The organism is Streptococcus sp. 27098_8_74 (genome assembly GCF_041431705.1).
Classification (GTDB): Bacteria; Bacillota; Bacilli; order Lactobacillales; family Streptococcaceae; genus Streptococcus; species Streptococcus salivarius_E.
Window position 1 is genome coordinate 94645 of sequence record NZ_JAPVYF010000001.1, and the last position, 12509, is coordinate 107153.

At 40.2% G+C, this 12509-nt stretch carries 10 protein-coding genes and 1 pseudogene; 8 read left to right on the forward strand and 3 right to left on the reverse strand.

Going from position 1 to position 12509, the window contains the following annotated elements:
• Positions 1–22: 22 nt before the first annotated feature.
• From O3670_RS00485 to O3670_RS00510, 6 genes are all read left to right on the forward strand, one after another.
• Positions 23–532: a QueT transporter family protein gene (locus O3670_RS00485; protein ID WP_004183169.1), complete on the forward strand. Its 510-nt coding sequence runs from the start codon at positions 23–25 to the stop codon at positions 530–532.
• Between the two features lie 50 nt (positions 533–582).
• A complete protein-coding gene (ligA, locus tag O3670_RS00490; RefSeq protein ID WP_155123779.1) occupies positions 583–2541 on the forward strand; it encodes an NAD-dependent DNA ligase LigA in 1959 nt (652 codons plus the stop codon).
• A gap of 9 nt (positions 2542–2550) precedes the next feature.
• Entirely contained in the window at positions 2551–3564 is a 1014-nt protein-coding gene (locus tag O3670_RS00495) for a diacylglycerol kinase (protein ID WP_073689611.1), read from the forward strand.
• A 401-nt stretch (positions 3565–3965) separates the two neighbouring features.
• Positions 3966–4538: a hypothetical protein gene (locus O3670_RS00500; RefSeq protein WP_241672652.1), complete on the forward strand. Its 573-nt coding sequence runs from the start codon at positions 3966–3968 to the stop codon at positions 4536–4538.
• Between the two features lie 251 nt (positions 4539–4789).
• Positions 4790–5776, forward strand: a complete 987-nt coding sequence (locus O3670_RS00505) for a helix-turn-helix transcriptional regulator (protein WP_049545579.1) — start codon at positions 4790–4792, stop codon at positions 5774–5776.
• 109 nt (positions 5777–5885) lie between these two features.
• Positions 5886–7514: a hypothetical protein gene (locus tag O3670_RS00510; RefSeq protein WP_371595666.1), complete on the forward strand. Its 1629-nt coding sequence runs from the start codon at positions 5886–5888 to the stop codon at positions 7512–7514.
• A 40-nt stretch (positions 7515–7554) separates the two neighbouring features.
• Here O3670_RS00510 and O3670_RS00515 read toward each other — a convergent pair whose 3' ends face one another.
• Entirely contained in the window at positions 7555–8034 is a 480-nt protein-coding gene (locus tag O3670_RS00515) for a QueT transporter family protein (RefSeq protein WP_371595667.1), read from the reverse strand.
• Between the two features lie 74 nt (positions 8035–8108).
• Complete coding sequence (locus tag O3670_RS00520; protein ID WP_073685863.1) at positions 8109–8936, reverse strand: exodeoxyribonuclease III; 828 nt, start codon at positions 8934–8936, stop codon at positions 8109–8111.
• 547 nt (positions 8937–9483) lie between these two features.
• Here O3670_RS00520 and O3670_RS00525 point away from each other — a divergent pair.
• Together O3670_RS00525 and O3670_RS00530 are read left to right on the forward strand one after the other, a co-directional pair.
• Positions 9484–10533: pseudogene (locus tag O3670_RS00525) on the forward strand (LLM class flavin-dependent oxidoreductase).
• 95 nt (positions 10534–10628) lie between these two features.
• Positions 10629–11381 (forward strand): DUF4767 domain-containing protein, encoded by a 753-nt coding sequence (locus O3670_RS00530; protein WP_155213347.1) that lies wholly within the window; start codon positions 10629–10631, stop codon positions 11379–11381.
• An 82-nt stretch (positions 11382–11463) separates the two neighbouring features.
• Here the strand turns inward: O3670_RS00530 and tehB are convergent, their stop codons facing one another.
• Positions 11464–12342, reverse strand: coding sequence for an SAM-dependent methyltransferase TehB (gene tehB, locus O3670_RS00535; protein ID WP_155213348.1), 879 nt, complete (start codon positions 12340–12342; stop codon positions 11464–11466).
• Positions 12343–12509: the final 167 nt, after the last annotated feature.

Genomic DNA, 12509 nt, shown 5'->3' on the forward strand with positions numbered 1-12509 from the left:
AGATAATGATTATGGAGGAAAAATGAAAAAACAAACTGTTCGTGATTTAACACATATTGCTATTGTGGCAGCTCTTTATGTAGTCTTGACTGTTGTGCCACCTTTTAACTTAATTTCGTATGGTCCCTACCAGTTCCGAATTGCAGAAATGTTCAATCTTTTAGGATTTTATAATCGCAAGTATATCATTGCCGTGACTTTGGGCTGTGTAATTGCTAATTTCTTTAGCTTTAACATGATTGATGTGGTTGTCGGAAGTCTCTCGACACTGGTCTTTGTCGGTTCAGGTGTTTATTTCTTCGACCGATTTAAGAACCAAGATATTTTAGGTGGACTTTTTGACAAGGCTCATGTTTACTTTGCCTTTTACTTCTCATTCTTCATGGTGACAATTGCGGCTGAGTTGACCTTGGTTACTCAGGCACCATTTTGGGCAACTTGGTTCACTGTTGCTATGGGAGAATTGGCTTCTCTCTTAGTTGGTGCAATTCTTATTAAGAAATTGGCCAAAGTTATTGATTTTGTTTCCTAAATTAACGTCTGTAAAGGCGTTTTTTTCTGCTTTTATGTTAAAATGTTTCTATGGAAAAACGAATGAAAGAGCTGGTTGTTAAACTTAACCAGTATGCAAAAGAGTATTATACGGAAGATAATCCATCAGTGTCAGATGCCGAGTATGATAAGCTTTATCGTGAGCTTGTAGCTTTGGAAGCTGAACATCCAGAACTTGTTCAAGCAGATAGTCCAACACATCGTGTGGGAGGGCTGGTACTTGATGGTTTTGAAAAATATCAACATGAGTATCCGCTTTATAGTTTGCAGGATGCTTTTTCACGAGAAGAGCTAGATGCCTTTGATAAGAGGGTTAAGGACGAATTTCCTAATGCTGATTATATGGCTGAACTCAAAATCGATGGGCTTTCTATCTCGTTGACCTATGTGGATGGTATTCTTCAGGTAGGTGCGACACGTGGTGATGGTTCTGTAGGTGAGAATATCACTGAAAATGTCAAGCGTATCTCAGATATTCCTCTGAAGTTGGACCAACCTCTTAATATTACGGTGCGTGGGGAGTGTTACCTGCCTCGGGCTGAGTTTGAACGCATCAACATCCAACGCCAGGAAAATGGTGAGGCCGAATTTGCCAATCCACGTAATGCTGCAGCAGGAACTCTTCGTCAATTAGATACCAAAGTGGTTGCAGAGCGTCGTTTGGCGACTTTCCTTTATCAGGAAGCTAGTCCAACGGAGCGTCTAACACAAAATGATGTCTTAAATGAAGTGGCAGAACTCGGTTTCTCTGTTAATCCACGACGTATTGTCACATCATCGATGGATGAGATTTGGGACTTTATTCAAGCTGTTGGAGAAGATCGTGATCACTTGGCTTATGACATTGATGGTGTTGTCATCAAAGTCAATAGTTTGGCTATGCAAGAAGAACTCGGTTTTACAGTTAAGGCGCCACGTTGGGCCATTGCTTATAAATTCCCGGCTGAGGAAAAGGAAGCAGAGCTTCTATCAGTTGACTGGCAGGTAGGTCGTACAGGTGTAGTAACCCCGACTGCTAATTTGACTCCAGTGCAATTAGCGGGGACAACGGTTAGTCGGGCCACCCTTCATAATGTAGATTACATTGCCGAAAAAGACATTCGTATCGGTGATACCGTAATTGTCTACAAAGCTGGTGATATTATCCCTGCTGTACTTCGTGTAGTAGAGAGTAAGCGTACGACACAGGAGCCGATGGAAGTACCGACTCAATGTCCATCTTGTGGCAGTGGTCTTTTACATTTTGAAGATGAAGTTGCCCTACGTTGTATCAATCCTTCTTGCCCTGCTCAGATTAAGGAAGGCCTGATTCATTTTGCCTCTCGAGATGCCATGAACATCGCAGGTATGGGACCTTCAGTGGTTGAAAAGCTCTTTAAAGCTGAATTGGTTAAAGATGTGGCTGATATCTATGGCTTGAACAGTCAGGATTTCCTTCAATTGGAAGGTTTCAAGGAAAAGTCGGCTGAAAAACTTTACGTAGCCATTCAATCATCAAAAGAAAATTCTGCAGAGAAATTGCTCTATGGCTTGGGTATTCGTCATGTTGGCGCCAAAGTTAGTAAGCAGTTGCTAGAAGCTTTTGGCAGTATACAAGAGTTAGCCAGTGCAGATGTCGAGGCTATTGCTGCTGTAGATGGTTTAGGAGAGGTTATTGCCAAGTCCATCCAGCGCTATTTTGCTAAGGAGGAGGCTCAAGTTCTTATGAAAGAACTGGAATCCTATGGCGTTAATTTGTCCTATCTTGGACAAAAGGTGGCAGATGATGCTATCTTATCTGGTAAGACAGTTGTTTTGACAGGAAAATTGGAGCATCTTAAACGTAGTGAAGCAAAGGCAAAACTAGAAGCTCTGGGTGCTAAGGTGACAGGTTCTGTCTCTAAGAAAACAGATTTAGTAGTTGCTGGTAGTGATGCCGGAAGTAAGTTGGAAAAAGCACAAAGCCTAGGAATTGAAGTAAAAGATGAGGCTTGGTTGCTGGATTTATAGGAGTTCAATATGAAACAAAAACGTGCCCGCTTAATTTATAATCCAACATCTGGACAAGAAATTATGAAAAAAAATGTTGCCGAGGTCTTGGATATTCTGGAAGGTGCTGGCTTTGAAGCGTCAGCCTTTCAAACAACACCAGATGAGAACTCAGCAAAAAATGAGGCCACTCGTGCGGCCAAAGCAGGCTTTGACTTAGTTATTGCTGCTGGTGGCGATGGTACAATCAATGAGGTTGTTTCTGGGGTTGCCCCGCTTAAAAAACGCCCACAAATGGCGGTTATTCCAACGGGAACGACAAATGACTTTGCACGCGCCTTGAAGATTCCAAGAGGAAATCCTGTTGAAGCAGCCAAGGTTATCGCTAAAAATCAGACCCTTCAGATGGATATTGGCCGTGCCTATGACGACAAATACTTCATCAATATTGCGGCTGCTGGTTCCTTTACGGAACTAACCTATAGTGTACCTAGTCGCTTAAAGACAGTACTTGGTTATTTGGCTTACCTTGTTAAGGGGGCAGAGTTGTTGCCACAAGTTAAGAAGGTTCCTGTTCGTATTACGCATGATGAGGATGTTTTTGAAGGTGGTCTTTCCATGATTTTCGTTGCCTTGACCAATTCAGTTGGTGGCTTTGAAACGATTGCCCCAGATGCTAAACTGGATGATGGTAAATTTACTCTAATCATGGTTAAGACAGCTAACCTCTTTGAATTGGTTGACCTCATTCGTCAAATTCTCCAAGGTGGTAAACACATCTATGACAAGAGAATTTCCTATATCAAAACGAGCTCGCTGTATATTGAGCCTTTAAGTGATGATCGTATGATGATTAACCTCGATGGCGAATACGGTGGTGATGCACCAATTCATCTCCAAAATCTGAAGAATCATATTGAATTTTATGCAAATATTGATGAGATTTCTGATGATGCCATCACTCTTCCAGATACAGATGAATTAGCTCTTGAAGCCATCGCACAAAAATTCAGTACAGAAGCTGAAAAAATTGAGAATGACTAATGTTAAACCTTTAAGCAACCTAAGATAGGTTGCTTTTTAAGTATATTTGTAGAAAATGACGCTTTCATTTGTTACAATAGAAAAAACTGGGAAATTGTTATATAGAATATTTAGAGGAGTAGAGGTTTAATAAAGAGAATGAACATTATTTAAGTGATGATCATCTAAAGAATGGTGATCAGGCTTTTGAGTTGGCTTTTAGTAATAAAGGGCCAGAGTTTGAATCTGCTTTTCAGGAGGAAAAAGCTGCGAAGCGATATTTCTTTTTGACTCTTGCTCTACCACTGATACTCTTAAGTGTGAGCTGGGGCTCGGTCTTCTTATCTTGGAAGTATAAGCCGATAATTGTGTATCTGGCTGTAATTGTGGCATGTTTTGTCCTTGCTACCATTCTCTTTAGAATGGGACAGAAGCTAGGTAGATTTCTCTTCACCGCAATCGTGGTTGGCTTGATTGTGCTATCCTTCTTTGCCACTTTAGGTGGTTCTGTCTATCGAGGGGCTATAAAAAAATACAGGTTGATTCAGCAGGTGTCTCAGTCAGATCTTGATGAGGATAAACCTGATAGCGATGATCCCAAAGATTACGAAGATGAGTCTGCGATTTATAACTGGACGGAAGAAGATTTTGAAAATCTGAAACCCAAGGCGGATACCTTACGTTCGATTATTAAAAGTCATGGTAAGGGCAATTATGTCGAGATGGAGTCTAGTGGTCTCAAGGTGAGATATGACCGTGGAGATGGCAATGAGTATAGTGATCTCTCTTTTGTGAAGGACGAAAAGGGACGCTTTGTCTGTGATGGTGGAATAGCGACTTATCCCCTTGATGGCGTCACTGAGGTTGATAATTATAGCAGTAATTGGACGGAAGAGCAGATAAATAGCTTACGTACTAAAGACCAAGATTATCTGGGTCCAGTAACATCCTTGTCTGAGGTAGTGAGGGAAAATTCTCAGGCAAAAAGGTCCTAGAGAAGTATCAACGTCCATTCATCAGGAATCATACATAAGTCAGTTGATCTTGATTACACTGATCAGAATAGACCTATTGAGAAAGCACAATTGTTAAGACTATCTTTTGAGTATAACGAAAAGAAAAAGGACTATTATTTGAGCTATAATTCTGTGGCTCGTCGCTACTAGGGATGACTATCTATGATAATGAATAACTAGACAGCAATTTTTTAGTAATAAGAGGTTTGATTATAAAGGGGGATTTTATAATGACAGCATCAAAAACCAAACGTCTCTTGTATTTTATGTCTGAATTGGAAAAGGGAAATGACATTTCAAAAACGGACTACCTAGCTCGCTTTGGCATAAGTGAGCGTACACTTAAAGAGGACGTGAGTGAACTCAAGGAAAATTTGACTGAGTTACGTCCAAATATGAAGGTTAAGTATTCCAGAAAATACGGTTCCTATCATGCACAGTATGAACAGGGCTATGGTAACCTAAAATACAATCAGGCAGTTATCCTATCTAAGATTCTTTTAGAGAGTCGTGCCCTTCGAAAGGATGAAGTAGCAGAAATTATCAACATCTTTGTTGAGAGGGCTGTAGACGACAAGGAGCGCAGACGTATCAAGCGATTGACTGAGCTAGAACTAGATAGTTATCAAGAACTTAAGATTTATCAGGATCAAGATAAGTCACTCTTACCGGCTATTTCTGCCATTTTCGATGCCATTGTGGACCAACGTCCTTTGTCTTTTAGTTACCGTAAGCCAGGAGAAAAAGTGGAGGAATATAAGGTTTTTCCAATTTCAGTCATTTTTGATAACCATTATTTCTACTGTATTTCTTACAAACTGGATGATAACTTTACTTGTGATTACAAGTTCTCTGAAATCCGTTATTTCCGTGTTGATCGTTTTCAAACCATTCACAAATCTGAAAATGATTTGGCTTTCACGTTAAGTCCAGAACAAGAAGCCCGTCTTATTACAGATGAGCAGGTGCGTTACCAGGCTTTCTCAATGCTTTCTGGGAATGAGTGGGCTCGAATTACCTTTGAGTATAAAGGACTTTACCGTGATGTCTTGGAATCCGATATTCCAAAACTTAAACTGCTAGAGGAAAGCACTAGTGAGGGTGTTGATCAGGTTTGTTATGAGATTGAAACCTTTAGTTTATTAGGCTTTCAAAAGTATATTCAACGCTTTGATGGAGATTTTGTTTTCCTTAAGATTGAAGCAATGGATAATTAATGAAAAAGGCATTCGATTATCCGAATGTCTTTTCAAATCTGACAAAAATAGTATAATTGTGTTAAAATAGGAATACGGAAGCGTTATCATTTTTATAAGGAGGGAAAATATGAAAGAAAAGAAAAAAGAAATGCAAAAACAGGTCCTAACTCTTTTAGGAATCTTGATTTTTGCCTTTGTCAATGTGTTTATCTTTGATAATAAGATGGGCGCTGGTTTTTCTGCCTTCTCAACTATCACCCTGATGAGTATTGGACTCTTGTCTAAGCGCACCAGTCTGCGAGTTTTGGCTATTATTTCCTATCTCATCAATGTGGTAGCAGCCGTTTTTGGTTTCAACTATGTTGGTTTTCTGACAGCAGTTCAGGCCATTGAACTTATCTTCGTTATCTGGTATCTTTACCCACGTGACACGTTTTTGAGACGAGATACAACTGATAAATACACTTATCGCTATCGTTGGATTCATTTGCTTTTGACGGTCTTAATCTCAATTGGAGGTTATATCGTTTTTGCAGTTGTTTCTAGTATTTGGGATGGTTCCTTCCTAGAATACGGTGGGAACACAGCTCTTATCTTTGCTATGCAATATTTGCTCTTTTTGAGCATTACCAAGTCGAGACAAGATGAACCGACCAAGGTTGCCCATTTGTTCCAAAAGGAACGCCGTACTAAGGAAATGAAAGCGGCAATAGAGGCCGAACGCCAAGCCAAAGAAAGAGCACTTGCACAAGCCTTCGAAGTACCTTTGAAGGCACCAAGTCAAACAGCTGCAAAATTTGGTAACAACATGATCAAATTTGCATCTGTCTGGCTTTTGGTTATGGATATGTCCATCTTGGCTTATTTCTTCCGTCCAAATGATGTTGGTTTCGGTTTTGGCGCCTTCTTTGTGCTCTTGACCATTGTCTTGTCCTTGATTTTCAAATCTGAGGAAGACAAAGAGGATGTTTTCTCTATCATCTATCATAAGGTTCGTCCTATCCAACCTATTTTCTTCATTTTACTTTTGATTGCCCATGCGCATAAGTTTAGCTATGGTGCTGCTTACGCTCTCATGTTCTCAGCTGCCTATTTCTTCTGGGCTATCAATAAGATTAATATGAAGACTCTCTTGACCTTTACAGTCATCATTTATTTCTTCCCAGTCTTTGGTTACCTTTCTAACCCTTACCGTCTAGGTGCTGAAAACCTTAAGATGGTAGGTGAACTGGTGACAGATCGTGATAAGTCTAATACCTTCTATCTTGGTCATTATTGGTCACTTTTAGGCTTGCAAAGTGATGGTGAGTATGAAGGAATCCCTGCTTCTTGGCAGGCTGCTAAGTTCGCTGATATTCAGACATTCTCTGATGACAGTGATATCACTTCAGGTGTCTTCCAAGTGAATAGTCACAATGATTTTGATTATGATTTACATTTAACTAATAACAAGGGCACCATTGAAGTCACAACTGGCTCTGGAAAAGATAAGAAAGAATACCAGTTCACTGACTTTGCCAGAACCTATTATCGATATGAAAAATTGAAAAAAACGGATAACCAAAAGCGTTATAAAGATTTTTACAAGGTAGGTACTGTTTCGACTGAGTTGGGAACTTATAATCTTTACCTCGAAATGAATCAAGATTGGGTTGATGACTATCAAAAAGATCCTACTAATGTTGACTACCGTTTGCTTATCTCTGGTGATAAACTGACACCAAGAGAAGCTTACAAGAAAGCATATCATTACTAAAAAAATATCTCTGCACATTGCAGAGATATTTTTGTTTTTGTTAGTCTTTATATCCACGTTTAGCTAGCTCTCGTACCAGGACTGCTCCCAAAATCGCAGGCACTAATTGTCCTAAGAGGAGATTAATAACGAGAGCAAAATAAGGAAGTTTGAGTAAGGCGCTAAGCCAGATTGGAACCACTAAGGCAGGAATGAGTAGGATTGGAAGAATGATAAACCAGCTAGACAACTTAGCTTTACGGATGAGGTAGATGCTACCAGTTGTTAAAAAGCTAGCACAGAGACCACCAACCACGTCAATCAATCCCAATCCGCCAAAAGAGTTACCAATAGCATTGGCTATGCTGATAGGGAATACCAAAAATGGAAAGATATAAGTTAATCCATATAAAGCAGTGGCCAGACGCATCTGAACCGCACCAAAGGAAACGGCTTGTGAAGCAAAGAGGATAGCGATATAAAGGGCCATCATTATAGCTGACAGAGCGAGCTTTTGAGTGGTGTTAAGTTTTGTTTTCATATTTCTCCTTAATTATTGAGCATAGTAAAAGAGTAGCAGGTCTACTCTTTTTGTGATTTATGTCTAGAGATACTTTATAAATCAATCTCTAAGACAATAGGTGTGTGGTCTTGGCGATCCCCAGAGTCAATCATGTCTGACTTTGTGACCTTATCGGCAATACGATTTGAAGTCAACCAGTAGTCGATTCTCCAGCCTGTATTGTTGATTTTAGATGTTTTGCTACGTTGAGCCCACCAAGTGTAGGCTCCTGTAACGTCGCCATTGAGGTGACGGTAGGTATCTGTGAATCCTTTGGCAAGGAGGTTAGTGAAGCCAGCACGTTCTTCATCTGTAAAACCAGGTGAACGACGATTACTTGAAGGGTTAGCCAAGTCGATTTCCTTGTGGGCAACATTATAGTCACCAGTCGCAAGAACGGGTTTCTGAGCGTCCAATTCAGCTAGGTAATCCGCATATTTTTCATCCCATATTTGACGTTCAAGCAGACGTTTGAGGCCATCACCAGCATTTGGTGTGTAGACCTGTGTCACAAAGAAATTGCCAAATTCGAGAGTTATGATACGCCCTTCACAGTCCATGGTTGAAGGTGCCCCAATTTCAGGATAAGTAATGACTGGTGTCAATTCTTTTTTATACAAGAACATGGTTCCAGCATAACCTTTACGGGCAGGTTCAACAGATGAACGCCAAGTATTGTCATAGTCAGGGAAGTAGTCTTCCAAGATTTGCAGATGTTTTTTTGTCGGTCCTTTAGCAGACAGTTTTGTCTCTTGAATAGCAATGATATCTGCATTTTCGGCGACTAAAGTGTCGATAACAGCACGTGATAATTGAGCGCGTGCAGAATCACTAGTAAGGGCGGCGTTTAGGGAATCAATATTCCAAGAAATTAATTTCATGTGTACAGTTTCCTTTTTTGAATCTTTCCTTTCTATTGTAGCAGAAAATAAGGTGTCAGGCGAGTTATGGGTTTGATATGAGAAGCTAGGAGGAGTCTACTTATCTTAGATTGAGAGGTACATATTAATGAAAAAGCAATCGTACATTTATTACTTGTTTTGGGCTCTCTTGTTGATACAAGTCTTTCTTACAATCATGACTAGTCTGTCACAGCGAATTATTCTTCCATTTGTCATTTTTCCAGGGATGAGTGTCTTCTTTTTATTTTACTTAAGGTCTCTCTTAGGCTACAACCTTAAGCAATCTCCCTCAGAACCCTTATTTGTCCTCCGTAGGTATGGCCTTGGAACTAGTTTAAATCCCAAAAATCCCCTAGGATATAAGATTAGTCTCCTAGTGGTCATGGGTGTTTTAGTTCTCCTTTTCTGCCTAACCCTATTAGCCTTTCTTGGAAAATAGAGTCTTAGTTTTTTTTATTTGCAATTATCACTAACTAGTTATAATGTATTCTCATAACAAATAAAAGAATTACTGGAGGAAAGATTTATGACGATTGAATTTGGCATTTCAACTTTTGGAGAAACAACCCTCTTAGAATCGACTGGAAAATCTATCTCTCATGACCAACGTATTCGAGAGCTCGTTGAAGAAATTGAATTGGCGGATCAGGTTGGACTAGATATTTATGCGATTGGAGAGCATCACCGTGAAGATTTTGCGGTGTCGGCACCGGAAATTGTTCTTGCAGCAGGTGCTGTAAATACCAAGAAGATTCGTTTATCTAGTGCAGTAACCATTTTGTCATCTATTGACCCTGTTCGTGTCTATCAGCAGTATGCAACTATTGATGCTCTGTCAAATGGTCGTGCAGAAATCATGGCAGGTAGAGGCTCTTTTGTTGAGAGTTTCCCACTTTTTGGCTATGACCTATCAGACTATGATGAACTTTTCAATGAAAAACTAGACATGCTTCTGGGAGTCAAAAAGCACACGAATGTAACTTGGCAAGGTAATCATACTCAGTCTGTTGACAATCGCCCTGTGTATCCACGAGCAGTCCAAGATGATTTGCCGATATGGGTAGCGACAGGTGGTCACATTGAGTCGACCATTCAAATTGCGGAAAAAGGTTTGCCAATTGTCTATGCTACAATTGGGGGAAATCCGTAGGCCTTTACTAAATTAGTAGAAGTTTATAAGGAAATCGGTGCTCGAAATGGTTATTCGGATGAACAACTTAAGGTGGCTGCTCATTCTTGGGGATGGATTGAAGAAAATAATTTCCAAGCGATAGAAAATTATTTTTATCCAACGAAACAAACGGTGGATAACATTGCTAAGGATCGCCCACATTGGTCTGAAATGACTAAAAAGCAGTACTATGCTAGTGTTGGACCAAACGGAGCCATGTTCGTAGGGGACCCCGCTCACGTCGCTCAAAAAATCATTCGTATTATTGAGGATTTATAGCTAGATTGCTTCATGCTTCATCTCCCAATTGGTTCTATGCCACATGAGGCTGTTCTAAAGGCTATTAAGCTTTATGGTGAAGAAGTGGCGCCAATTGTTCGTCGTTATTTTGAAAATAAAGGATAATTGGTTGAAGGTAAACCTCAAGTTCTCTCTACTATTGTCATCATCACTGTTCTATGATAGGATGGAAGATAATTGATAAAGAGAAGAGGAAAATTATGCGAAAGCTGTCAGAAGCAGAATGGATAAGTCGTTTTGAGCAAGTTCAAGGGCGTAAACCGAAACCCGATGAACTACAATTAGCTTATCAGTCTGGCCTTATTGGAATCTCGAAAAATTATAATTATATCTATATTCTTCTGGGGGCTCTAGTAGCGATCGTCGTTGGCATTGGCTTGACTCTAGTCTCTAGTTCAATGAAGAACGTCAAACAGACTAAGTCGTCTGCCACAGTGGCTAGCTCGATATTCTCATCGACAGATAAGGCTAATGCCAAGCCAAGTACGTCATCAATCGAAAATGCGAAGACGAGTGAATCTAGCAGTGCAAGTATTGATACACCTGATGCTAACCATGCTAAGGAAGCCTATACTGAAAATCCACGTTGGACCAATGACAAAGCTAGTCGCCTTGCTAGTTTGATGGTTTCTTGGGGCAATCAGATGAATCAGCCAGGATACAAAGAAATTACCAATGAAGCCTCTTCCTTGCCTATCCGTTGGATGTCGGATCATAACCAGACTGTGGATGCTACTTATGCTGCAAATGGTAATAGCAATTCGGAGTATACCATTGTTTCGGTATACGAGAGATGGGAAAATGTATCTGTTCACCGTTATTTCTTTACCATTAAAAAAGATGGGACTCCCTTTGTTCTTTATTCACCAACTACTAATGGTGGCGTGTATTATGTCAAAGAAACGGAAAATGCTGACCTTAAATCAGGATATGCAGATATTGTAAACAATTAAAAACTAGGATTCCAACTGGAATCCTAGTTTTTAATTTGAAGACAAGTCAAACTGTGGTCAGCTCTTCTACAGCCATTCGCTCTTATTTAACCTTCTTGGCTAACATGGTCGCAAATTGAAGGGCGATTGGATTGCCATGCTCATCTAAACGGTGAAGGTGACCAAGATTTTCATTGTACTTGATTAATTCCCAGTCTCTATAGTAGTTTTTCAACTCGCCTTCTTCAAACGTAAATGGAAAAGGCATGGTACAAGGGTGCTCCTCAGTGTCCATGGCACAAACAATTAGGTTGTAACCACCAATGACTGTACGCTCTTGCATATTCTTGATAATAGCCGGAATTTGATCGGGATCAAGGAACATAAAGACGACTGTTGAGAGGATGAAATCAAAGGTTTCAGACTCAGGAAGAGCAGCAGCATTGATATCGTAGTAGCCAGCTCTAACATTGTAATTTTCCTCATCTGCAATCATTTGGATGCGTTGTGTAGCTTCGTTATTAACATCAACGGCTGTAACATCATGCCCAAGAGATGCCAAATAAAGAGCGTTACGGCCGTGACCACAGCCTAGGTCAAGGGTACGACCAGGTTTGATATGACCAGATTGGACTGCTTCAAGAACCTCGGAGTGGGCTTTAGTGTCATACTTTTTAGCCATGTAGTCCTCAGGTTTACAGTAAAAAGAAAGATAGCATTCCAAATCATCTGATGCAGCAGCGATGCGATGCCAAGCTTGTGGTTCAACAAAAGGAATCTCTGTCTCGGGGGTAAAAAGGTGCTCTGCAGTAACCTGTCCTTGTTCATCTAATTCGTAGAAGCGGAGAGATCCTGATAGAATGGTTAATTTAGCCCAAGTTCCTACCTTAGTATTGTGTTTTTGCGTCACCATTTCTGGAAGTGTTGTAGCTGTCCAGTTTGGTAAACGTTTGTAGCAAAGAAGTTGCTGATTTATAGTCATTTTATGAGTTCCTTTCAAACGGTATGACTCTATTATAGCAAAAGTATGGAAAAAGAAAAAAGGCCTAGCCGGGTGAGCTAGACGCTTTTCTTATGAGAGATCTGATAATCTAGGAATGGGGGAAAAGTGTTTGGGGAAGATAGGTATAAATGTTAAGAAGGGTTCCT

Coding starts and splice junctions, on each gene's coding strand:
- O3670_RS00520 (WP_073685863.1), bottom strand. CDS start 8,936: ATGAAATTAATTTCTTGGAATATTGATTCCCTAAACGCCGCCCTTACT.
- O3670_RS00515 (WP_371595667.1), bottom strand. CDS start 8,034: ATGAAAACAAAACTTAACACCACTCAAAAGCTCGCTCTGTCAGCTATA.
- O3670_RS00510 (WP_371595666.1), top strand. CDS start 5,886: ATGAAAGAAAAGAAAAAAGAAATGCAAAAACAGGTCCTAACTCTTTTA.
- O3670_RS00495 (WP_073689611.1), top strand. CDS start 2,551: ATGAAACAAAAACGTGCCCGCTTAATTTATAATCCAACATCTGGACAA.
- O3670_RS00485 (WP_004183169.1), top strand. CDS start 23: ATGAAAAAACAAACTGTTCGTGATTTAACACATATTGCTATTGTGGCA.
- tehB (WP_155213348.1), bottom strand. CDS start 12,342: ATGACTATAAATCAGCAACTTCTTTGCTACAAACGTTTACCAAACTGG.
- O3670_RS00505 (WP_049545579.1), top strand. CDS start 4,790: ATGACAGCATCAAAAACCAAACGTCTCTTGTATTTTATGTCTGAATTG.
- O3670_RS00530 (WP_155213347.1), top strand. CDS start 10,629: ATGCGAAAGCTGTCAGAAGCAGAATGGATAAGTCGTTTTGAGCAAGTT.
- ligA (WP_155123779.1), top strand. CDS start 583: ATGGAAAAACGAATGAAAGAGCTGGTTGTTAAACTTAACCAGTATGCA.
- O3670_RS00500 (WP_241672652.1), top strand. CDS start 3,966: ATGGGACAGAAGCTAGGTAGATTTCTCTTCACCGCAATCGTGGTTGGC.